At 67.9% G+C, this 21,564-nt stretch carries 16 protein-coding genes and 1 pseudogene; 4 read left to right on the top strand and 13 right to left on the bottom strand.

Features of this window, described 5'->3' with window-relative positions:
* Positions 1-176: 176 nt before the first annotated feature.
* From ACSQ4M_RS30020 to ACSQ4M_RS30060, 9 genes are all read right to left on the bottom strand, one after another.
* Positions 177-902 carry a M48 family metallopeptidase gene (locus ACSQ4M_RS30020; protein ID WP_436193026.1) on the bottom strand — a complete coding sequence of 242 codons (726 nt, stop codon included), beginning with the start codon at positions 900-902 and terminating at the stop codon, positions 177-179.
* Positions 892-4,152: a type I restriction endonuclease subunit R gene (locus ACSQ4M_RS30025; RefSeq protein WP_436193027.1), complete on the bottom strand. Its 3,261-nt coding sequence runs from the start codon at positions 4,150-4,152 to the stop codon at positions 892-894. Before ACSQ4M_RS30025 ends, ACSQ4M_RS30020 begins: the two co-directional genes overlap by 11 nt.
* On the bottom strand, positions 4,149-5,759 hold the full coding sequence (locus ACSQ4M_RS30030; RefSeq protein ID WP_436193028.1) for a Fic family protein: 1,611 nt from the start codon (positions 5,757-5,759) through the stop codon (positions 4,149-4,151). Before ACSQ4M_RS30030 ends, ACSQ4M_RS30025 begins: the two co-directional genes overlap by 4 nt.
* Before the next feature lie 4 nt (positions 5,760-5,763).
* A complete protein-coding gene (locus ACSQ4M_RS30035; protein WP_436193029.1) occupies positions 5,764-7,014 on the bottom strand; it encodes a restriction endonuclease subunit S in 1,251 nt (416 codons plus the stop codon).
* Complete coding sequence (locus ACSQ4M_RS30040; RefSeq protein ID WP_436193030.1) at positions 7,007-9,562, bottom strand: N-6 DNA methylase; 2,556 nt, start codon at positions 9,560-9,562, stop codon at positions 7,007-7,009. Before ACSQ4M_RS30040 ends, ACSQ4M_RS30035 begins: the two co-directional genes overlap by 8 nt.
* Positions 9,563-9,714: 152 nt before the next feature.
* Positions 9,715-11,229: a tripartite tricarboxylate transporter permease gene (locus tag ACSQ4M_RS30045; RefSeq protein ID WP_436193031.1), complete on the bottom strand. Its 1,515-nt coding sequence runs from the start codon at positions 11,227-11,229 to the stop codon at positions 9,715-9,717.
* Positions 11,230-11,239: 10 nt separating this feature from the next.
* Positions 11,240-11,662: a tripartite tricarboxylate transporter TctB family protein gene (locus tag ACSQ4M_RS30050; RefSeq protein WP_436193032.1), complete on the bottom strand. Its 423-nt coding sequence runs from the start codon at positions 11,660-11,662 to the stop codon at positions 11,240-11,242.
* Positions 11,663-11,843: 181 nt separating this feature from the next.
* Positions 11,844-13,223, bottom strand: coding sequence for a sensor histidine kinase (locus ACSQ4M_RS30055; protein ID WP_436193033.1), 1,380 nt, complete (start codon positions 13,221-13,223; stop codon positions 11,844-11,846).
* Positions 13,213-13,887: a response regulator gene (locus ACSQ4M_RS30060; protein ID WP_436193034.1), complete on the bottom strand. Its 675-nt coding sequence runs from the start codon at positions 13,885-13,887 to the stop codon at positions 13,213-13,215. The genes ACSQ4M_RS30055 and ACSQ4M_RS30060 overlap by 11 nt, the downstream gene beginning before the upstream one ends.
* Positions 13,888-14,307: 420 nt before the next feature.
* Here ACSQ4M_RS30060 and ACSQ4M_RS30065 point away from each other — a divergent pair, with 420 nt between their 5' ends.
* Complete coding sequence (locus ACSQ4M_RS30065) at positions 14,308-17,238, top strand: AAA family ATPase (protein WP_436193035.1); 2,931 nt, start codon at positions 14,308-14,310, stop codon at positions 17,236-17,238.
* A gap of 73 nt (positions 17,239-17,311) precedes the next feature.
* Here the strand turns inward: ACSQ4M_RS30065 and ACSQ4M_RS30070 are convergent, their stop codons facing one another.
* Together ACSQ4M_RS30070 and ACSQ4M_RS30075 are read right to left on the bottom strand one after the other, a co-directional pair.
* Complete coding sequence (locus ACSQ4M_RS30070) at positions 17,312-18,142, bottom strand: DUF6216 family protein (RefSeq protein ID WP_436193036.1); 831 nt, start codon at positions 18,140-18,142, stop codon at positions 17,312-17,314.
* 259 nt (positions 18,143-18,401) lie between these two features.
* Positions 18,402-18,563: a hypothetical protein gene (locus ACSQ4M_RS30075; RefSeq protein WP_436193037.1), complete on the bottom strand. Its 162-nt coding sequence runs from the start codon at positions 18,561-18,563 to the stop codon at positions 18,402-18,404.
* On the opposite strand from ACSQ4M_RS30075, the gene ACSQ4M_RS30080 reads away from it, so the two are divergent.
* The gene (locus ACSQ4M_RS30080; RefSeq protein WP_436193038.1) at positions 18,553-18,771 is read left to right on the top strand and encodes a hypothetical protein; all 219 of its coding nucleotides are present in this window, start codon (positions 18,553-18,555) and stop codon (positions 18,769-18,771) included. The two genes, ACSQ4M_RS30075 and ACSQ4M_RS30080, sit on opposite strands and share 11 nt — an antisense overlap.
* Positions 18,771-19,256: a hypothetical protein gene (locus tag ACSQ4M_RS30085; RefSeq protein ID WP_436193039.1), complete on the top strand. Its 486-nt coding sequence runs from the start codon at positions 18,771-18,773 to the stop codon at positions 19,254-19,256. Before ACSQ4M_RS30080 ends, ACSQ4M_RS30085 begins: the two co-directional genes overlap by 1 nt.
* A gap of 74 nt (positions 19,257-19,330) precedes the next feature.
* On the opposite strand, the gene ACSQ4M_RS30090 is transcribed toward ACSQ4M_RS30085, so the two are convergent.
* Together ACSQ4M_RS30090 and ACSQ4M_RS30095 are read right to left on the bottom strand one after the other, a co-directional pair.
* Entirely contained in the window at positions 19,331-19,924 is a 594-nt protein-coding gene (locus ACSQ4M_RS30090) for a hypothetical protein (protein WP_436193040.1), read from the bottom strand.
* A 338-nt stretch (positions 19,925-20,262) separates the two neighbouring features.
* The gene (locus tag ACSQ4M_RS30095; RefSeq protein WP_436193041.1) at positions 20,263-20,607 is read right to left on the bottom strand and encodes a toxin C-terminal domain-containing protein; all 345 of its coding nucleotides are present in this window, start codon (positions 20,605-20,607) and stop codon (positions 20,263-20,265) included.
* Between ACSQ4M_RS30095 and ACSQ4M_RS30100 the strand changes: the two are divergent.
* A pseudogene (locus tag ACSQ4M_RS30100) lies at positions 20,495-21,449 on the top strand (IS5 family transposase). The gene ACSQ4M_RS30095 and the pseudogene ACSQ4M_RS30100 sit on opposite strands and share 113 nt — an antisense overlap.
* Positions 21,450-21,564 lie beyond the last annotated feature (115 nt).

Raw genomic sequence — 21,564 nt, forward strand, 5'->3', positions numbered from 1 at the left:
CAAAGACTTCCGCACGCTGGACCGGACCGCCGCTCAGGCACAGCAGGCGGGCTTGGCGCCCGACGCGTTGCTGGTCGATGAAACCTGACTGCCTGGTCGTTGACGCCAAGGCGCTGGTCAGCGCCGCGCAGGCCAGCGCCGCGGGGCCGGGCTCGGCATCAGAGATGCCTGACCGCTCAAAGGTCCATCTCCGCGCCTCGCATACGGAGCCACTCCTTGCGCTTCCGGTAGTCCGGCAACACCTTGTCCACCTCGTTCCAGAACGCCTCGCCATGGTCGCGGTGGCGCAGATGGCACAGCTCGTGCACCACGATGTAGTCGATGATCTTTGGCGGTGCCATCAGGCACTTCCAGTGGAATAGCAGCCCGCCACCCGGCAGGCTGGTGGCCCAGCGGTAGCCTAGTTCGCGCACCTGCAGCGGCCCCGGCTCGACATCGACGCGCGGCGAAAAGTACGCCACGCGCTGCGCGATGCGCGCCTGTCCGGCCGTGCTGTAGAACCCTCTGAACGCCTCCTGCGCCGCCGCCTTGCCGCCCGTATCCACCACGCTGCGCAGCAGGCAGAAGCGTCCGTCCTTGAGCTTGAGCGGCGCGTTCTGCTCGGCCACCAGCAGCAGGCGGTAGGCGCTGCCCAGGTACAGAAAGCTCTCGCCATTGACCCACTCACGCACCACGCGCGTGGCGTTCAGGTCGCGCCACTCGGCCAGGTTGCGGTAGATCCACAGGCGCCGGCTCAGCACCGTGTGGTCCACCTGCTCGGGCGTCATGCGCGCGGGCGGCCGCACGGTGACGGCGCCATCGCGCTCGATCACGATGTCGGTGGTGCGCCGCGCCGTGCCCGGCAGCAGCCGGTACTCGATGTCGTGCACCCGACGCAGGGTGGCGGTGGCTTCAGGACCCATCACGCCCCGCCTGCAACAGGCCGTCGTGCCGATTCCGCGCCAGCTTCAGCACCTCCACCGCCAGACGCTCGCGCTGGGCGACTGCCGCCTGGGGACCGGTGCGGCTGATCGCCTGCTTGATCTCGCCGCGCAGGCGCTTCTGCTTGTCTGCGTTGTGCCAGAAGTCGATGCTGCCGATGGTCTGCTGCAGCAGCTCCACCAGTTGCTCGACCAGCCGCTTGAACGCCGGCAGATCGCCCTCGGGCACCGGCGCATCGCCAAAGGCCACCTGCACCAGGTGCTCGAAGAAGCTGCTGGCCTCGCGCCCCAGGCCGTGCACGCCCTCCCGGCGCCCAGCCACGGCCTCGCTGCGCAGCGCGTCGAGCTGCTCCACCAGCGCGTCCCACGCGCCCTGGTGCCGTTCGATCAGTGCGTCCACCTTCTCCGACAGCCGCTGGTAGAAAGCCGGGTCTTCGTCGTGGTGCACCGTGCAGTGCTTGCGGATGGCGTGCTCCATCTCGCTGGCCTTGGCCTCGTCGTTGCCTTCGGCATGCTGCTGCAGGCGCTGCAGAAAGTCCTGCGCCAGCAGCTCCACCGGCGGCAGCTTGGGGTTGATACCCAGGCTGACCAGGTGTTCGTTGATCAGCGCCTTGACCTTCTCGCCGGCATCGCCCAGGTCCAGGCTGTCGTCCTTGTAGCGCTCCTTGGCCACCTGCAGGAGGTAGCCGAAGCGCCTGGCCGGCACGCGGAACGGCTGGGCCGAGGCATGGGGCAGCACGATGTCCAGGCTCATCAAAAACTTCTTCAGGTAGACCTCGAAGTCGGCGCGGTAACGCTCGTCGGCAAGTGCCTTTACGGCCGCGTGCACCACGGCAGCATCTTGCGCCTGGCTGGGCAGCGCCCCGGTGACGAAGGCGCGGATGTCCGCCACGCCCTTGGCCTCGAAGTGCTGCAGCAGCCGCTGGCAGCGCTCCTCCAGCACCGGCAGCTCGGTGTCGATGTTTTTCAGCCCCTGCTGCAGTTCCTGCAGTTCGTCACTCGCGGTGTAGAGCGTCAACGCTTCGGCCAGGTGGTTGGCCAGGCCGATGTAGTCCACCACATAGCCGCGCCGCTTGCCGCGCTTCACCCGATTGGTGCGGGCGATGGCCTGGAGCAGCGTGTGCTCGCGCAGGCGCTTGTCGATGTACATGACCTGCTCGATGGGCGCGTCGAAGCCGGTCAGCAGCATGTCGCAGACGATCAGGAACGCGATGCCGGTGTTGGCCTGGTCCGGATCGTCCAGGTCGAAGCCCTTGCAGAAGTTCTGCACGGCGTTCAGCCGCGCCGCCTCCTTGCGCGCGTGGGTGATGAAAGCCGCCTCGTTGGTGCCGTCGGACGAGACCACCACCACGGCTTGCAGGAAGCCCAGTTGGCGGACCAGCGCCGCGTCCGGCGCGGGTTTCGCCTGCTCCTGAGCCAGCCGGTCGGCGATGGCCGCACGAATGCCGTTGCGGTAGCGCACGCAAGCCAGCTTGGAATGGCACACCACCTGCGCCTTGAAGCCGTTGGGCAGGATGTTGTCCACATAGTGCGCCACCAGGTCGCGCGCGATGGCATTGATGCGTGCCTCGGCCTCCAGGATGTCACCCGTGGCGCCGTATTTCTTGCGGATGGCGGCCAGCTCGTCCTCGCTGCGGTCCCTGAACAGGTCTTCGAACTTCTGGTCGAAGGCGTGTTTCTCGTTCAGCGCGCTGTCGGCCGTGCGGCCCTCGTACAGGATCTGCAGCGTGGCGCCATCGTCCACCGCGTCCATCAGCCTGTAGGTGTCGATGTACTCGCCGAAGCGCTTGACCGTCTTGCGCTCGCCATGGCGCTCGGTCAGCAGCGGTGTGCCGGTGAAAGCCAGCCGCACCGCGTTGGGAAAGGCTTCGAACAGGTTCTCGCCCAGGTCCGAGCCCTGGGTGCGGTGGGCCTCGTCGATCATCAGCACGATGCGTTCCGACCGGTTCACCACGCCGAAGGTCTTGCCCGCAGGCATGGCCAGGTAGGTGCCCAGCGCCTCGGCCACCATGGGGCTCAGGGCCTGCTCGCGCTCCTGGAACTTGTGGACCATCACCATGTTGATGTCCGAGCTGTCGCTGGCCAGGTGCTGGCGCAGTGCCTGCGTGCTGCCGATGGTGTTGACGCGCCCACCGATCAGCGTGGCCGTCTGGCCCAGCTGCTCTTCCAGGTCCTGCCGGTCGTTGACCAGCACGATCTTGAAATCGTTCAGGTCGTGGCTGGCGCGCAGCATGCGCGCCACGAACACCATGGTCAGCGACTTGCCCGAGCCCTGCGTGTGCCAGACCACGCCGCTGCGCTCAGCCGGCGTCTGCCCGCTGCGCAGGCGCTGCACGATCCTGCCCGCCGCGCGGAACTGCTGGTAGCGGCACACCACCTTCACGCGGGTGCCGGCGTCCGTGTCCATGAACACGGTGCAGGTGCGTGCGATCTGCAGCAGGTTGGGGGGCGCCAACATGCCGGACACCAGGCGTTGCTGCGGGCTCAAGGCGTCGGCGCCCGCATCGTCGGCCGGGTACAGCGTCTTCCAGGCATAGAAATGTTCCGCACCCGAGCTGATGCTGCCGTAATCCGCTTCCGCCCCGCTGCTGCGCACCAGGAGCAGGTTGCTGTGGAACAGCCGGGGCTCACCCTCCTTCAGGCCGGCGGCCTCGGTTTCGGGCCGGCGGCGCATGTAGCGCTGCAGTTGCACAAAGGCTTCCTGCATCGGGTTGGCGCAGGTGGCCGAACCCTTCTTGCACTCCACCACCACCAGCGGAATGCCATTCACGAACAGCACGATGTCGGGCACCATGAAGCCGCGCACGCAACCCGGCGTGTCGATGCGGAACTGGTTGATGGCGTGGAAGCGGTTGCGCTCCGGGTGCTGGAAGTCGATCAGCCGCACCACCGGGTCCACCTCGCCGGTGGCCTCGTTCACATCCACCTGGGCCTTGATCAGCATCTCGTGCACGGCCTGGTTGGCCTCCAGCAGCGTGCGCTGGGGCTGGCGGAACAGCAGGGCTTCCAGTTCGTCGAGCTGGCGTTCGGCCAGCCACGGCCTGCCGTCGGGCAAGGTGTTGAGCGCGCGCACCGCCTCGCGGAACACACCGGGCAGCCACCACGGGCGAAAGCTGCTGCGCAGGCTGGGGCCGGCGGCCTGCGGCAACTGCGGGCCCTGGTCGATGACGGTCCAGCCCAGCGTGGCCAGCTGCGCCAGAAAGGGTTGTTCGACCTCGGTGTATTCGCTCATCGGGAAGCCCCCGTTGGCGCGGCGCTCACGCGCTGCCGGCCCAGCGCCGTCAGCCGGTAGCGCTGCATGCGGCTGGTGGGTTGATCGGGCAAGGTCATTTCCAGATAGCCCGCCTTCATGGCAGGCAGGAGATACCGATTGCGAAAATGCGGCGCATGCCGCAGGCCCAAGGCCTCCTGCAGGCTGCGCCGCGTGAGCTCGCCATGCGCCGCGACCACCAGCAAGCTCAGCACAGGGTCGGTGACCTCATCGGTGACTTGATCGGTGACTTGATCGGTGACTTGATCGGTGACTTGATCGGTGACTTGGTCGGTGACTTGATCGGTCACTTCCGGGGACGTCCCCTCCGTCGTGGTCGCCAGCGGATGCACCGGCAGCCGGATCACATAGGCCGCACGGTCGTCATCCGTCTCGAACAGCGGTGCAGGCGAGCCGTTGGCGAGCATGGCCTTCAGGATCTTCGGCACCCCGGTGCTGCGGCCTTCGGTCAGGTCCAGCTCCTTCAAGAACTCGCCGATGCGGCGGTTGCGGTAGCGCCGGCTCACGGCGCGGCCGGCGGCGAAGTCTTCCAGCCGGATCGAGCGGTCCGGCCCCGGGAAGCTCAGGATCACCAGTTCCTCGCGGCTGATGCGCACCTCGATGGGTTCGCGTTCGTCATACGCGCGGTGGTACACGGCATTGACCAGCGCTTCCTCGATCGCCACATAGGGAAAGTTCCATACCCGCGTGGCCTCGGCACGGTCGGGGTGTTTCAGCACCGTCTCGGTCAGGTAGTTGCGCTGGATGTAGCCCAGCGCCTCGCGCGTCATGCGCGCCAGCGGGCCCTTGAAGATCTTCTCGTCGAAGCGGTCGCCGCCCGCGCCCTCGGGGAACCACACCACATCGATCTGCGTGTAGGGGAAGAATCGGTCTGGCGCGTCGTTGAAGAACAGCAGGCCCACGTTCTTGGGCCAGGGCGCCTCGGTCGACCCGCCCACCACGTTCATCTGTCGGCCCAGCGCCTCCAGTGGCAGGGTGGCGGCCCCCTCGGCCAGCGCGCTGCCCACCTCGCGCAAGTACTCCAGCATCAGCGGGCGCGACAGGTCTTCCACGCGCGCCTGCTGCGCCAGCCGGTCGTCCCAGGGCACATTGGCGGTCAAGGTCAGCAGTTCCTGCTCGTCCGCGCCCTTGGCCTCCACCGTGCTGCTGTAGCGGCGGATGTAGTAGTGCCAGGTTTTGTGCTTGGCCTTCACCGACGCGGGCGCCTTGTAGGGCCGGTGCATGCCACCGGGCGCCTGCAGCACGATCAGCAGGCGGCCTTCCACCCGTTCCACGCTCAGCGCGGGGAAATACGGCGGCTGGATCAACTGGCAGGCGGCCAGCAGCTCCTGCTGGATGCGGTCGATCTGGTTCTCCGCCAGGCCCACGGGCGGGAACACCGGCCGGCCATCGGCGTCGCAGTCCTGCCCGATCACCACATAGCCGCCGCCCAGGTTCGCGAAGTCGTTGGCGAAGGCGCACAGCGTACGCAGGATGGGGTCGGGGTTCCAGCCGGCCTTGTATTCGATGCGCTCGCCCTCGACCGTGCGCTGGCGCAGCAGGTGGGGCAGGTTGAGGGGGAGCGGCATGGCGTCAGGCGGGGAGGGCGGGCTCGGGGACGGTGACCGGGACTTTGCCGGTGAGGAGGTCTTGCATGAGGCCGAGTTTTTGGGCGCGGAGTTTGGCCAACCCGTTTCGAAGTGCTTTGATTGGGCGATGCGCCGCCTCGTACCGGGCTGATATCGCCTGTTGCTCTTCGAGCGGCGGCAGCATCAACTTCAACGGCCGAAGGTCTTGCAAATTGATGTTCTTCTGCGCGCTCTGCGGCGCCATTGCCTCAAGTCTTGGTTTGCTCCGACGAATCGAAAGCTCCACGAACCGAACGTCCGCAGCGCCCGTCACTACGACACCTACAACGCTGTCTGGAAAATACATTGGGATGGACAAGATGGCCGTATCGGCGATGTTTGCCGCAATCGTGACCGCGATCGTTCCTGTGGGAAAGCAACTGCTCACAGCAGCACCGCTCGCACTGAGCGTTTGCGAATAGGTGTCGAGGTAGTCGCCTGCAGCTGCGGCAATGTCACCTGTCTGAATAAACGGAAAGGCTCCTCCGAGGAATCGCGGGTCGTTGCGCGGGCGGTGTGTGAACTTCCCGCGGCCAACCTGCGCAATGTCCTGAAGCTCGGCCTCTCGCCATGACTTCGGAACGATCCTGCCACCAAGCGAATGGTAAAGATCAGGCTCCGATGCGGGCTCCGGTCTGGCAACGCCGGTCGGCAGCACCCCACGCGTGAACAGATCCTGCATCAGCCCGGCCTTGATCTGCTGGTGCTTCTCGATCAGCGCTTCGGTGGCTTCGATAGCGTTGTCGAGACTGGTGAGGATCGCGGCGATGCGTTGCTGATGGACTTGCGTCGCGGGAAAAAAAACGCGGGTGGTCCGAACGTCGCCCCAGGAACAGCGCGGCATCTTCGTGCCTTCTTCGGTCTGGATGGCGCGCCGAAAAACTTCGTCTGACTGCGCTATGTAACCGGCGTAAGCAGCATCAATGCCTGGCCGCGCTCGCAGCACCAGCACATCGGTCGAGCAGTAGCCCGCTTGGTCAACGCGAACGCTCTTACGCAGCCGAGGGCGCAACTTGCCGAACAGAATGTCGCCCGCTGCGAATACGCCGTTCGTGCTAATTGAATCTCCGGCATTGCCCAAGGATCGGAGCGAAGTGCCACTCGACGGAATGTGCTCAAGCCCCACATATGGCTTCGACGCATCCTTTGCCGTGAGCGCTCGGTCAGTGACCTGCATGACCAAGTCTTCGAACGGTCGAATATTGCCTTCATGCATAACCAAGCTCCGCCAAATAACCCGCCAACTCGCTTGCAGCCTCCCGCTGCGCAGAGGACAACGCCTCCGCCGTAACCGCGTATTTCCCCCACAGGTTCTCAACCGCCGCCACACAAGCCCGCTGATCCGCCCGCAAATACTGCCGGTAGCTCTCCATCAACACCGCCTCCAGCCGCTGCAGGATCGCCACCCGCGCCTCCTCCGTGCTGATCTTTTTGCGCGCCTGCTCCACCAGTTCGTCGCGGCTCTTCTCCGTGCCCTTAATCAGCGCCTTGAGCCCCCTGGCTTCGTCCTCCAGCTTCTTGTGCGCGGCCAGCAGCGCCTCCAGCCGCTGTGCCTCGGCCTGGTGCGCCGTCCAGTCGCCGAAACTTCTGTCGCGCTTGGCCAGCTTCATCAGGCCCTTGGCCTCCTTGAGCTGGGCCTTCAGCTCCTTGACCTGCTCGGGTGGCAGCACGCCCGTGCCGTCCACATCCTCGAAGTCTTCCTCACCCGCCGCAGCGAACAGCGCCTGCAGCTCGGCCAACCGCGCCTGCTGCTGCTCCAGCTCGGCCAGCACCTGCGGAAACTGGCTTTGCAGGATGTCGTCGTCGGGAATCAGCTCCGGTCCCCAACCGCTGGCGGCAATCGACTTGAAGTCGGACTGCAGCAGCTTGTAGTAGTTGGCGAAGGCGCCGCGCACCTGGTAGCGCGTGAGCAGCGGCGCGGTGCCCGATGCGGGCACGAACTGGCGCTCAATGCCCTGCAGCAGGTCGATGCGCAACTGGTAGACATTGCGCGCCGTGGCATGCTGGTTGTCTGCATCCGGCGCCAGCGCATCGACCACCGGCAGATGCGCCTGCCACCAGGCCTGCAGTTGCTGCATGAACGCGGCATGCCGCTCGCGCACGCCGGGGTGGTCCGCCACATGGGCCGCGATGGCGCGCCGGTCCGCCAGCGCGGGGCTGAAGTCCAGGTAACGACCATCGGGCGACGCGGGGCGCGGCACGAAGCAGCTCTCGCGCAGGCCGGCGTACTGCGCCCAGAAGTGCGCCAGCGCATCCACCTCGGCCAACGGCACGCCGCCGTGCAGGTGCGCGCGCACGTCGTGCGGCTCGGGCGGCGGCGCGTTGTCCACGTAGCGGCGGATGTTGCAGTTGAAGTCCTCGGCCGCAATCTCGGCGTAGGGCACACGGCGGGCGTAGGCCGGCACGTCGGCGTTGGCACGGTAGACGTGCACGATCTTGTCGATGTCCTCGGGCCGCAGGTGGTTCTGCGCCTTGCCCTCGCGGTACTCGCGGTCGGCGTTGATGAAGAGCGCATGCCGCCGTTCAGCAGCGCCGGCCTTGTTCAGCACCAGGATGCAGGCTGGGATGCCGGTGCCGTAGAACAGGTTGGCGGGCAGGCCGATCACGGCCTCGAGCACACCACGCTCGACGAGCAGCCGGCGCACCTCGCGCTCTTCGCCGCCGCGGAACAACACGCCGTGCGGCATCACGGTGGCCAGCTTGCCGTCGGCCTTGAGCACGGCCAGCATGTGCTGCACGAACATCAGGTCGGCTTTCTTGCCCTTCTCGGGCAGCCACACCGGGAAGCGGCCCGGGTGCTTGATGTCCTTCCTGATGTAGTTCTGGCTGAAGGGTGGGTTGGCCAGCACGCGGTCGAAGCGCTTGAGCTGGCCGTCCTCATCGTGGTGCTGGGGCTCGCGCAGCGTGTCCTGCTGTTCGATGCTGGCATCGGGAATGCCGTGCAGCAGCATGTTCATCTTGCAGATGGACCAGGTGGTGCCCATCTTTTCCTGCCCGTACAGCGCCACGTTGCCGGCCTGGCGGCCGTGCTCGCGCAGGTAGTCGCGCACCTGGATCAGCATGCCGCCCGAGCCGCAGGTGGGGTCGTAGACGCGCATGTTTTCGCGCGGGTCGCAGACCTCCACGCACACGCGCACCACCTCGGCCGGCGTGTAGAACTCACCGGCCTTCTTGCCGGCCTGGTCGGCGAAGTCCTTCAGCAGGTATTCGTAGGCCGCGCCCAGCAGGTCGGGGAATTCGAAGTCTTCGTCCTTGAGCGGGATCTTGTCGAAGTTCTGAATGAAGTTGACGAGCGTGTCGTCGTCCAGCGTGGTCTGGCCGATCTTGCGGTTGAAGTTGATCGTGCCCTTGAGCACGTCCTGCAGCGCGTCGCTGTTGGCGTCTTCCAGGGCCTCCAGCGCCTTGTTGAGCATGGAGCCCACGTTCTCCTTGGTGTGCTTGAGGGCCGGGTGCAGCTCGCCGGTCTCGGGGTCGGTCCACGGCGTGCTCCAGCGGGCGCGCGGCGGCACATAGAAGTATTGGCCGGAATACTGGTCGGGGTCGGCCAGGTTGGCGACGATGGCGGCGGGGGACAGGCCGTCGCGCTCGCCTTGCTTGCTGATTTCTTCCTGGCGCTGGTCGAACAGGTCGCTGGCGCGCTTCAGGAACAGCATGCCAAAGACGTACTCCTTGTACTCGCTGGCATCCATGTTGCCGCGCAGGTCGTCGCAGGCGGTCAGCAGCAGTTGTTCGAGGCGGGCAAGGGTCAGGCGGGTGCGGGGCATCGGTTGCGGATACACGGGGATGGCAACCCAACATTGTGCGTCGGCCAGGACGCCGCTGTCCGACCGCGGCCCCACGGCGCTGCACTGCCCACCGCCGAAACGGCAAGGCCCGCATGCGCGAGCATGCGGGCCTAGCAGGGTTCACCCGACCCTCAGTGCGTCGCGACGGCAGGTGTCGGCTGCCCGCCCCCCTTGCGCAGCCTCCACACCGCCAGCCCCATCTGCCACACGATGAACGCGCCGACCAGACTGAACAGCGTGCCGGCGATCGGCCGGTGCGCCATCTCCACGAAGCTGCCACGCGTCAGCAACATGGCGCGGCGGAAGTTCTCCTCCAGCATCGGGCCCAGGATGAAGCCCAGCATCAGCGGCGCGGCGTCCAGACCCAGGCGCATGAACATGTAGCCCATGGCGCCGAAGGCGGCCGTGACGAAGATGTCGTCGACGTTGTTGTTCACGCTGAACGAGCCGATGCAGCAGAAGAACAGGATGGCCGGGAACAGCACGCTGTACGGGATCTTGAACAGCGTGAGCCACCACCGCACCAGTGGCACGTTCAGCAGCAGCAGGAAGCAGTTGCCCACCCACATGCTGGCCACCAGGCCCCAGAACAGGTCCGGGTGCTCGGGGATCAGGTTCGGGCCGGGCGTGACGCCCTTGATCATGAAGGCGCCCATCATCAGCGCCATGACCGCGTTCTCGGGAATGCCGATGCTCATGAGCGGGATGAAGCTGGTGCGCGCGGCCGATTCGTCGGCAGCGGCCTGGCCGGCCACGCCCTCGATGGCGCCGTCGCCGATCTCGTGCTTGTACTTGCTGACCTTCTTGTCCACGGCATAGGCCGCGAACTGGGCGATCACCGGGCCGCCACCGGGCAGGATGCCCAGGAAGGAGCCGATCACGCTGCCGCGCAGCGCGCTCGGGATGATGCGCTTGAACTCGGGCCAGGTCGGGATCAGCTTGATGGCGCCGCTGAAGGGCGTGCGCTCTTCCTTGGCGTCCAGGTTCTTGGTGATCTCGGCGATGCCGAAGCAGCCCAGCGCGATGCTGACCAGGCCGATGCCGTCGGCCAGGAAGGGCATGTCCATCGTGAAGCGGGCCACGCCGCTGTTCACGTCGGTGCCGATCTGGCCCAGCAGCACGCCGACCATGCACATGGCCAGGCCGTTGAGCAGGCTGCCCGTGGTGACGAAGCTCACGCAGACGAAGCCCACCATCATCAGTGCGCAGTAGTCGGCCGGGCCGAACAGGAAGGCCACCTGGCTCAGCGTGGGCGCCAGGAAGGCCAGCACCACGATGGAGATGGTGCCGCCGATGAAGCTGGAGAAACCCGCTGTGAACAGCGCCAGCCCGGTCTTGCCCTTGAGCGTCATCGCGTAGCCGTCGATGCAGGCCACGATGGAGCTGGCGTGCGGGATCTTCATCGTGATCGCGCTCACGCTGTCGCCGTACTGTGCGCCGTAGTAGATGCCGGCCAGCATGATCAGCGAGCCGTCCAGCGGCATCGAGTAGGTCAGCGGCAGCAGCAGGCTGATGGTGGCCAGCGGGCCCAGGCCCGGCAGCAGGCCGACCATGGTGCCCACGGTGCAGCCGAGGGCGCAGTACATCAGGTTGCTCAGCGTCAGCGCGTGGCCGAAGCCGAACATGAGGTTGTGGATCACGTCCATGGCAATGACCTCAGATCAGCGGCAGGGACAGGCCCAGCAGCTTCTGGAACGCGAAGGCCACGATGATCAGGCCGATGCTGATCTTGATGTTGCGCGAGACCGAGTAGGTGGTCGCGGCCTTGCCCGAGATGAACACCATGGCCACGATGCCGGCCAGCATGTTCACGTACAGCGAGAGCAGCGCGAACACGCACAGCGAGAACAGCAGCAGGCCGATGTTCTTGAGGTTCAGGTCCAGCGGCTCGCGCGCCGTGAAGCGCGAGCGCACGATGATCATCAATGCGATGGCCAGCAGGATGCCGCTGACGATCAGTGGAAAGAGCCCGGGGCCGGCCCGGCCGAGGGAACCGGTCTGGTATTGCAGCGAGAAGCCGCCGAACACCAGGGCGATCAGGGCCAGGAACAGCCCTCTCGCGAGATTGCGGTCGATCATCATGAACTTCCGATGGGTTTGTCTCCACGCCCGCGTGGCCGCAAGACGGCTGCGCTGACGCCTGTGGGCCACGCAGGCAGGAACCCGCTGACCGTGGCGGAATTTTTGGCGGCGCACGGGTGCGCCGCCCCATCGGGTACCACGTACGACAGCTTCGTGACAGCTTTGCGCGCGCGGCGCTTCAGTGGTCCGCGCGCGGCAGCCGCACGCGCACGCACAGGCCGCGGCCAGCCGGTCCGGCCAGCAGTGCGGCATCGCCTGCGTGCAGCTGCGCGATGTGCTGCACGATGGGCAGGCCCAGGCCGGTGCCGGGCCCGCTGGCCGAGCGGCCGCGGTGGAAGCGGTCCCAGGCGCGGGCCTGGTCGGCTGCGTCCATGCCGGGGCCGTCGTCTTCCACGTCCAGCAGCACGTGGCCGCCCTCGGTGCGCGTGCGCACCGTCACCTGCGCGCCGCGCCCGGCATGCTGCTGGGCGTTGTGCACGAGGTTGGCCAGCAATTCGCGCAGCAGCCAGGCCTCGCCCTGGACCGCGGCCGGCTGCAGGTCGAAGCCCAGGTCCTGCCCTGCGGCCAGGGCCGGCCGCACCCAGTCGGCGGCGGCCTCGGTCACGAGCTGGACCAGGTCGATGCGCGCGGCATCGCGCCGCTGCAGCACCGCGCCCTCGGCACGCGCCAGCGTCAGCAGCTGGTGCGACAGGTGCGCGCTGCGCTCGGCCGCCGCATGCAGGCGCTGCAGCCGCGCATGCAGTTCGGGCGGGTGCGGCTGCGCCAGCGCCTGGGCCGACTCGGACAGCAGCACCGCCAGCGGCGTGCGCAACTGGTGCGAGGCATCGTCCAGGAAGCTGCGCTGCGCGCCGACCGCCTGGCGCAGCCGCCCGAACAACTCGTTGATGGCCGCGCCGAGGAAGCCCACCTCGCGCGGCAGCTGCCGCAGCGGCAGCGGGTCCAGCTGCTGCAGCGAGCGCCGCTCCAGCTCCTGCGATGCCTGCTGCAACGGCCGCAGGCCGCGCCCTACCGCGACACGGGCCAGCAGCGCCAGGCACAGGGCCAGCAGCAGGCTCACGCCGGCCGCCGCCAGCCCCACGGCGCGCGCCGCGGCATCGCGCTTGCCCAGCGACTCGGCCACGAGGATGGGGCAGGTCTGGGCGCCGCAGGCCGCGCCATGGGCGACGATGCGCATGGCCTGGCCGCGCAGTTGGCCGTCGAAGAAGCGCCATCCGCCGCGCGCCAGGCGCGGATCCACCATCAACAAGGCCTGCTCGCCACCCAGCAAACGGCCCTGCGCATCGCCCACCGCGAACACCACCTCGTCGACGAGGTCGGCGCGCAGCGCATGCGCGGTCTGCGCGCTGAGCGGCAGCTGGGCCTGGCCACCGCGCTCTTCGAGGATCTGCGCCAGCGCCACCGCGGTGTCGGTCAGCGCGCGGTCCAGGCTGTCCATGGCCGGCTGCACCGCCAGCAGGTACAGCAAGGCCGTGGCCAGCGGCACCAGCACCACGAGCGGCGCCAGCAGCCAGACCAGCAGCGTGCGCCGCAGGCTGGCGGCGCGTGGCTCAGCCGCCATCGGCGGCTTCGAGCAGATAACCCAGGCCGCGCACCGTGCGCAGCCGCACGCCGCCCGGCTCAATCTTGGCGCGCAGCCGCGACACCTGCAGTTCCAGCGCGTTGTCGGACGTTCCCGCGGCCCAGCCGGGCACCAGGGCCATGAGCTGCTCGCGTGCGACGATCTGGCCGGCCCGCGTCATCAGGTACTGCAGCAGCGTGGACTCGCGGGCACTGAGTGGCAGCGGCTGCTCGCCGATGGCCGCGCGCATGCCCAGCGGATCGAAGCGCAGCGCCGCCAGCGCCAGCCGGCCTTCGCGCCGGTTCTCGTGCCGGCGCACCAGCGCGCGCAGCCGGGCCACGAGTTCGGCCGGCGCAAAAGGCTTGCACATGTAGTCGTCGGCACCAGCCTCCAGGCCGGCCACGCGGTCTTCCACGCTGTCCCGCGCGGTCAGCACCAGCACCGGCTGCAGCCAGCCGCTCTCGCGCACGCGGCGCAGCGTCTCCAGGCCGTCGATGCCGGGCAGGCCCAGGTCGAGCACCAGCAGGTCATAGGCGTCCTGCGCCAGCGAGCGCGGCACGGGCTCGCCGCGCGCGCTCACATCCACGCGCCAGCCCTGTGCCTGCAGCGCGCCGGCGACCGAGGTGGCCAGGGCTTCGTCGTCTTCAACGAGCAGGATGTGCATGGGGGTCCGAGGGTGCGCAGGCGCCGCACATTGTGCCCGCGGCCACAGGGCCGTTGCAGGGCCCTCGGCCATGACGCATCTCATCACGCTGGAAGTGCCCCGATCCGGCGTGCGCCACCCGATGGTGCCGGGCGATCGGCTCGACCGCATTGCGCCGCCTTCGACCGCGTCGATCCCGCGCAGGACAGGGTCTGGATGGCCGAGGCGTCCATCCCGGCCTGGAGCACCCGGGCGCGCATCGCCATCTCCCTGGCCGCCATCCGCCACTTCACCCTGGCGCTGCGCAGCGAAGGCCTGCCGCAGTTGGGTGCCCCACCAAAGGGACAGCACATGGCCGCTGCACCCTGTAACATCCTGCGTGGCCCAACGACAACACTTCGCCGACATGCCAGATGCGCTGCAATGCCGCAGCGCCGCACCATGATCGAAACGCTGCCGCCCGCCCCCGCCCCCTCTACGGACCCGGCCGTGGTGCAGCGACGCCACTACGTCACGCTGCTGTTCTCCGACCTGTCGCGTTCGACCGAACTGGCCGGCGCCATGGAAGCCGAGCAGTACGCCGCGCTGCTGTCCATGCTGCGCATCGCCTACCAGGAAACCGTGCCGCGCTGGGGCGGCAGCATCGTGCGCGTGCAGGGCGACGGCCTGCTGGCCATGTTCGGCCACCCGGTGCCGCACGAGGAAGCCGGGCGCCGCGCGGTCGAGGCCGCGCTGGCGCTGCACCGCGCCGTCGGCCGGCTGGCACCGCGGCTGCCGGCGGGTTTCGCACTGCAGCTGCACACCGGCATCCACGCCGGCCTGGTGCTGATCGGCGATGGCGACATCGAGCGCGGCCGCTTCGAACTCATGGGCACGGTACCCAACATCGCGGCACGGCTGTCGGATGCGGCCGGCCCGCACGAGATCGTGGTCAGCGACGAAACGCTGGGCCCGGCACGCCGCTTCTTCGGGGCCGGCGCACCCAGCATGCTCTTGGTCAAAGGCCGCGACGCGCCGATCCTGGTGTACCGCATCGGCACCCAGGCCGAGACGCTGGCCGGCGTGCAGGCGCGCAGCCGCAAGCAGGCGCCGCTGGTGGGCCGGCAGGCCGAATTCGAACGGCTGGCGCGCGGGCTGGACGCGGCCTGCGCCGGCACGCCGGCCGGTGTCGAGGTGGCCGGCCCGCCCGGCATCGGCAAGACGCGGCTGGTCGAGGAGTTCCTGCACCACGCCCACCAGCGCGACTGCCGCGTGCTGCGCGGCAGCTGCGACAGCGGCCTGGGCGCCGCGCCGCTGCAGCCGTTCCGCCAGATGATGCAATCGCTCGGCACCGCCGAGCTGCCGACGCGGCCGCATGCCTTCGCGGCCGCCTTCGAGCGGCTGGCGGCCGAGCAGCCGCTGGTGCTGTTCATCGACGACTGGCAGTGGGCCGACGACGCCTCGCACCAGGTGCTGGCCGGCATCCAGCGCCAGGACGGGCTGCGCCTGCTGGTGGTGCTGACGCGGCGTGTGGTCGGCAGCGCGGCCGCGCAGGCCACAGCCGGCTTCGACGCCGTCACGCTGGCGCCACTGGGCCAGGCCACGGCCGCCGAGGCAGTGGCCGCCTACCTGCCCGGCGCCGACCCCTTCGTGGTGGCGCAGATCTGTGCCCGTGCCGGTGGCAACCCGTTGTTCATCGAGGAGCTGTGCCATTCAGCCGCGCATGGCGACAGCGGCCGGCTGGCGCCGCCGCCCAGCCCGGCCGGCTGGATCAACCAGCTCATCGAGTCGCGCGTGCACGGCCTGGCCGCGCCGCTGGTGGACATGCTGCGCACCGCGGCCGTGATCGGCAACACCGTGCCGGCCTGGCTGCTCGCGCGCATCACCGGCCATGCGCCCGACAGCCCGCTGCTGCGCGAGCTGGCCGAGCAGGACTTCCTGTTCCCGGGCGAGCACGCCGGCACGCTGCGCTTCAAGCACGGCGTCACGCGCGACGTGGTGTACGCCTCGGTCGGCCTGCTGCAGCGCCAGTGGCTGCACCTGCGCATCGCCGTGGCGCTCATGCAGCAGGCCCAGGGCGGCGGCGCCGAGGACGCCGAGGCGCTGGCCCTGCACTTCGGTGCCGGTGGCGACCCGGCGCTGGAGGCGCACTATGCCGAACTGGCCGGCGACCGCGCGCTGGCCGTCTCGGCGCTGGACCGCGCGCGCGCGCACTTCCACGCCGCGCTGGCCGCGCTGGAGCGCGGCGAGCTGGTGGGCGAGCGCGCGCTGCGCTGGGTCGACATCGTCGAGCGGCTGGCCATGGTCTGCATGTTCGAACCCGAACGCGGCCAGATCGCGCTGGCCGAGCGTGCCGTGCTGCTGGCCCAGCGCCATGGCGATCTCGGCCGCGTGGCGCGCGCACGCCACTGGCTGGGCTGCGTGCACTACGCGCTGGGCGAGCCGCGCCTGGCCATCCGCCACGGCGAGCAGGCCCTGCGCGAAGCCGAGGCCGCTGGCGACGCGCCGCTGGCCACCCAGGTCGTGGCCTCGCTGGGAGAAGCCCACACCGCGGCCGGGCGCTACCAGCGCGCCGCGCGGCTGCTGGACCGCGCCATCGAGGTCAAGCGCAGCCACCGCAGCGGCCGCCGCACCAACGTCGGCCTGGCCTACTCGCTGGTCTGCCGCGGCGTGGTGCTGGGCGACCAGGGCCGCTTCGGCGCGGCGGCCGAGTGCTTCGACCAGGCGCAGGAGTGCATCGTGGGGCTCACGCACCAGATCGGCACCAGCATCGAAGGCTGGCGCGCGGCCGTGCTGCTGTGGCAGGGCCGCTGGGAGGCCGCGCACCAGGCCGCCGCCACTTCCGCCCGCATCGCCGAGACCACGCGCTCGCTGTGGCAGCTGTCGGTGGCGCGCGCCATCGGCGGCTACGCCGAATGGATGCTGCGGCGCGAGCCGGCGGCCATCGACGGCCTGGTGGCCGTGACCGACTGGGTTCTGCCGCGCGACAGCGGCCTGTTCCGCTCGCTCAACCACGGCTGGCTGGCCGAGGGCCTGCAGGCGCTGGGCCGCCCGGGCGAGGCGCGCCGGCACGCGCTGCTGGCCCTGCAGCGCGGCCGCCGGGAAGACCGCATCGGCCTGGCCATGGCCGCGCGTGCGATGGCGCGCGCGGCCCATGCGGCTGGCCAGCACGCGGCCGTGCAGCGTCAGCTGGCCTTCGCCTACCGCGTGGCCCAGGCGCGCGGCGCGGCGCATGAGCGTGCCGTGACGCAGCTGGCCGAGGCCGAACTGGCCGCCGCCAGCGGCGACGGCGGCCGCGCGCGCGCGCTGCTGGACCAGGCCGCGGCGGCCTTCGACACCATGGAGATGGCCTGGCACCTGGCGCAGGCGCAGCGGCTGCGCGCGCAGACCTGAAGCAGGCGGCTACCGTGCTGGTGGCGCTGCGCACCTTGCACATGTGCGATGTGGCGCCGGTCCGGCGCGACGGTCAGCCGTCGGCTGCCATCTGCGCATGAAGCGCCCGCACCGCCCGCACACCACGCACCCACAGAAACACTTGCGCACCCCAGAAAGCAGCCAGCAGGGCCGCAATACCGGCGGCCACGCGTTGCTGGAGCAGAACGGAGCGCAGGTAGGCACGCGGGTCGGACAGCAGCAGCTTGCACAACACCTCCACGTCGTATTGCGCGTACTGGGTGGTTTCGACGATGCGTTCCGGTTTCGCACAGTCGTCGCGGGTGAAGCGCAAGGCCTGCGGTGTGCCGCTCCACCGGAACTGCCAAGCCTTCTCGCCATCCACCAGGTACGGCGTGTCCGTCTTGATGACATTCAGCACCGGCGGCGCCAGCGCACCCATGAGCGTGGCAAACCCAGCGAGCAGCCACAGCAGGAGCCCGCACAGGAGGCCCCAGTTGGCCCAGCCGTGGCTGGGCCCGGCACGCAAACTCGGCCGGCGGACGTCGAGATAGCGGTGCGCCCGGCCCACCATGTCGATGTCCAGATCGTTGCGCCTGGACCACTGGATGATCCGCTCCGCGGCTGGCAGGGTCGGCGCGCTACGCACACCCGTCACGGCGCGGAAGTGCATGAGGTCGGTGCGTTCTTCCAGGAATTTCACGACCGACGACGCGTCGCTGCGCTTGCCGACCAGCCAACGCAGCAACAACATGATCAGCAGGTGGGTGGAACCCGTCCTCCACCACACCCACAGCAGGCTCAGCACCACGGCCAGGACGAGGCAGACCGTCTTCCACTCGCCGGCAAGCCAGGTTTCGACGGCGACGCCGGAAAGCAATGTGGTTGGATCGCCTGTGTTCATGCGCTGCGGCCCATGCCTTCCGCGTCGTGGCGGCAGGTGACGACAGAGCCCTTGCTGCAGGCCGCGTTGCCCAAGCGGCCCAGGCTGTCGTATCGGCCCCGCGCTAAACCAGCTTCCGCTGGCGGCGCGGGAACAGCCGGCACGACGGCCGCTGCCGCGCGCGCGCATGGGTCAATCATGCAGTACCCCCTGTAGATCATGGGCGAGCGTGTGCCGGCCTGTGCGCTGCGATTACAGCGCCGCAGCCTACGGCATGAAACTACCAAAAGTGCCAGGGTGCGGCATCACGGCGGATGCATCTGCCGAATGTCAGCGTGCCCGTGCCGGCGTCGGCCACCACGGTCTGCGGCACGTACTTGTTGGCCGCGTTGTAGCTGGTGGTGGAGAGCCGGCGGCCCAGCAGGTCGTACGTGCAGGCCACGTTGGTGGCCGAGCACGCCGTGCTCAGCGGCCGCGCGTGCTTGAGCGTGCTGCCCGAGCACGACCCCGGGGCCATTCCGCGCAACCAGCGCCAGCGCTTCGCGGTGGTCGCCGATCGGCCGGCGCCAGCGCACAGCGAACGCGACGTCGAGATCCGCGACCTCGGTGTCTACGACCAACTGCTTGACGCCGTGCGGGAGGCTGCGTGATGACGACAACGCGCACCCCGAAGATCGCCCAGGCGGTCATGGCGCCCTCGGCCATGACGACACCTGCGCAGCTCGAACGGCTGGGCGAGCACCTGCGCAAGCTGCGCCTGGAGGCGCTGCTGCAGCACACCGCCGCCCAGGAGCTGCCCTACGCCGAGTTCCTGGAGCAGGTGCTGGGCGAGGAAGTGGCGGCCACCCGCCGAACGCTCATTGCCACCAAGCTGCACACCTGTTCACCCCCCCATGCGCGTGATCTTGCCCAGCGCGTTGGTCACCTGCGTGCGGGGCGGCGAGAGCGTCGTACACGCTGCCACCGTGGCGGTCACGTCCGTGCGCGGGCCTTCGGCCAGCGTGGGGTTGCCCACGGCGTCGAAGGTGGCGCCCTTGTCCGGCCAAGGCGCGCTGCCCTTCCCTCCAACCAGAGAACCATGTCCTCATGGCATTCGGATTCGTCACCGCCAAACGCAGCTCATAGCCGGGAATAAACCTCAGGCCGAATTCGGGCCCGTAGAGGTTCGATGGCGCGGAAAATCTAGGGCAGGCAAAGGAGGCGAAAGGGTCAGTGCAAAGGCAAGCCCGATCCAGAAGGTACCGCCAGCGAGCGGCCGGCCGCCTCGACCTCAGCAATCAACATGTCGGCTTCCTGCTGTGTCAGCGCCTGCTGATCGACCAGCCAGTGAAAGCGGCTAATCTCCTTGTCTGGTTCGCCATTCGGATTGACGGTGCCATACCACCGCCTGAGCTGCTCCCGGCGCCGCTCCATGAGCTCGCGCACGATGGGGTCGTGCTGCTTCTCGCCCTGGATCACGAAGAGGTTGGCGCCGCTGGCCGCAAACACGCTGTAGCGCACACGCGTAAAGCGGTACACGCCCAGGCTCACGCAGCCTGCCAGCACCCAAAAACCACGCCCTGCCAGCGGATCGCCAGCAACGAGCGCCCACCCCAGCTGAAGGCAACCGAGCACGATCCAGAGATAGCCCAGGTTGCGCCACCATGCGTTGTCCTCGATACGCACCGAGGGCTTGAGCGCCACGTCTCCGTACGCGATCTCCACCTCGCCCGATCCACTGCGGTCCTTGTAGTGGAACTTCAAAGTTTCCGGCTGGAAATCGAACCGGTGGGTGTTCGAGAGCTTTTTCTGAATGAACTGCATGAGAACCTGTGGTTGGAATGGTCGTTTTGACCTGCAAAAGCATCGGCGAGCGAGCAACAGCCATCTTGGCTCCAAGATCTCAAATCACAGGGCCTCCTCAAAACCCGGGACGCTTCACTTCAGGCTTGAGAGCGCCGTTTCAATCTTCGCTGTTTACTAACAAACAAATCTGCCCCGATTTTTTTACAAGACTGATTGGCTTATGGGTCCCGCCACCATCAAGAGATATCTCCACCCGCATTTCTTGATTCTCGAAAGACTGCAACTCTTCGATCAGTTGTCGAATCGATTTTCCCGCGACAACCCACGCCGGTTGCGATATGTTTTTAGCGCTCAATTTAATCTCCGATGCGTTTCAAGTTGCGATCATAGGTCCCAGCCCTGGTTTCCTTGCTAGCTAAATTTTTCACCGAATCAGCCATCTTCCAAGCACCACCATTGTGACCATCCAGGTCTCTAGTAATAAAGTCTTTTCCTCTTAAATACCGCTTGACCACCGTGGACCGTCTCGTTGATCTTGGCTTTGTTGCGCAAATCGCCCCGCCTGACCGGCGCCCATAGACTCGCGGCGTGACGGAAGCGAAGAACAGGCAGCGGAGCAAGTACCGCACGACGAACTGGAAGGCGTACAACGCGGCGCTGAAGGCGCGAGGATCGTTGACGATGTGGCTGGATGAAGGCATGCAGTGGCTCGGCAAGCCGAACGGCAAGCGCGGGCGCAGCCTGACGTTCTCGGATGCATGCAGCCATCCAGTTCTGCTTGAGCATCAAGTGCCTGTTCGGCCAGCCCTTGCGTCAAGCCCTGGGCATGGTGGAGAGCTTGCTGCGGCTGGCCAAGCTGGACTGGCCGGTGCCCAACTTCAGCACGGTCTGCCGACGCCACAAGACCTTGCAGGTCCAGCTGAGCTACCAGCCGAGCAAGTCGCCGTTGCAGTTGCTGGTGGACAGCACGGGCATCAAGTTCCTGGGCGAAGGCGAATGGAAGCGCAAGAAGCATGGCGCCGAGTACCGGCGTGAATGGCGCAAGGTCCATCTGGGCATCGACGCGCAGACGCTGGAGATACGCGCCATCGAGGTGACCAGCAATGCCATCGGCGATGCGCCGATGCTGCCCGAGTTGCTGGCGCAGATCCCCGCCGACGAGCCCATCGAAAGCGTCTGCGCGGATGGCGCCTACGACACGCGAGGCTGCCTGGACGCCATCGCCGAACGACAAGCGACGGCGGTGATCCCGCCGCGCAAGAACGCCACGCACTGGAAGAAGGCGAGTGCGGCATCGGCGCAACGCAATGAGACCGTTCGGGCGTACAAGCGCTTGGGCCCGAGCATCTGCAAGAAGTGGAGCGGCTACCACCGGCGCAGCCTTGTGGAGACGAAGATGCACTGCTTCAAGCGACTGGGCGAGCGAGTGACAGCGCGCACGTTCGAGCGTCAGGTTGTGGAGCTGCATGTCCGCGTGGCCGTGCTGAACCGCTTCAGCCAGATCGGCCGTCCTGAAACCGTGCCGGTTGCTGCTGCGGCATAAGTCCGTCTGGGGAAGGGGTCATGCCGCCCGAAACCCGATTTGTGCAACAGAGCCGGCCGCCGTGTTGAGATTTTCAGCAATGAGCAAGACGCAGCCTCGCGAATGCATCTCGCAA

It is taken from the genome of Pseudorhodoferax sp. LjRoot39 (assembly GCF_964253035.1).
In the GTDB taxonomy this organism is placed as follows: domain Bacteria; phylum Pseudomonadota; class Gammaproteobacteria; order Burkholderiales; family Burkholderiaceae_C; genus Pseudorhodoferax.

Bases quoted from the DNA above. Each gene is read 5' to 3' on its own strand.
- ACSQ4M_RS30020 (WP_436193026.1), bottom strand. From the start codon at position 902: ATGGGTCCTGAAGCCACCGCCACCCTGCGTCGGGTGCACGACATCGAG.
- ACSQ4M_RS30025 (WP_436193027.1), bottom strand. From the start codon at position 4,152: ATGAGCGAATACACCGAGGTCGAACAACCCTTTCTGGCGCAGCTGGCC.
- ACSQ4M_RS30030 (WP_436193028.1), bottom strand. From the start codon at position 5,759: ATGCCGCTCCCCCTCAACCTGCCCCACCTGCTGCGCCAGCGCACGGTC.
- ACSQ4M_RS30035 (WP_436193029.1), bottom strand. From the start codon at position 7,014: ATGCATGAAGGCAATATTCGACCGTTCGAAGACTTGGTCATGCAGGTC.
- ACSQ4M_RS30040 (WP_436193030.1), bottom strand. From the start codon at position 9,562: ATGCCCCGCACCCGCCTGACCCTTGCCCGCCTCGAACAACTGCTGCTG.
- ACSQ4M_RS30045 (WP_436193031.1), bottom strand. From the start codon at position 11,229: ATGGACGTGATCCACAACCTCATGTTCGGCTTCGGCCACGCGCTGACG.
- ACSQ4M_RS30050 (WP_436193032.1), bottom strand. From the start codon at position 11,662: ATGATCGACCGCAATCTCGCGAGAGGGCTGTTCCTGGCCCTGATCGCC.
- ACSQ4M_RS30055 (WP_436193033.1), bottom strand. From the start codon at position 13,223: ATGGCGGCTGAGCCACGCGCCGCCAGCCTGCGGCGCACGCTGCTGGTC.
- ACSQ4M_RS30060 (WP_436193034.1), bottom strand. From the start codon at position 13,887: ATGCACATCCTGCTCGTTGAAGACGACGAAGCCCTGGCCACCTCGGTC.
- ACSQ4M_RS30065 (WP_436193035.1), top strand. From the start codon at position 14,308: ATGATCGAAACGCTGCCGCCCGCCCCCGCCCCCTCTACGGACCCGGCC.
- ACSQ4M_RS30070 (WP_436193036.1), bottom strand. From the start codon at position 18,142: ATGAACACAGGCGATCCAACCACATTGCTTTCCGGCGTCGCCGTCGAA.
- ACSQ4M_RS30085 (WP_436193039.1), top strand. From the start codon at position 18,771: ATGACGACAACGCGCACCCCGAAGATCGCCCAGGCGGTCATGGCGCCC.
- ACSQ4M_RS30090 (WP_436193040.1), bottom strand. From the start codon at position 19,924: ATGCAGTTCATTCAGAAAAAGCTCTCGAACACCCACCGGTTCGATTTC.
- ACSQ4M_RS30095 (WP_436193041.1), bottom strand. From the start codon at position 20,607: ATGCCTTCATCCAGCCACATCGTCAACGATCCTCGCGCCTTCAGCGCC.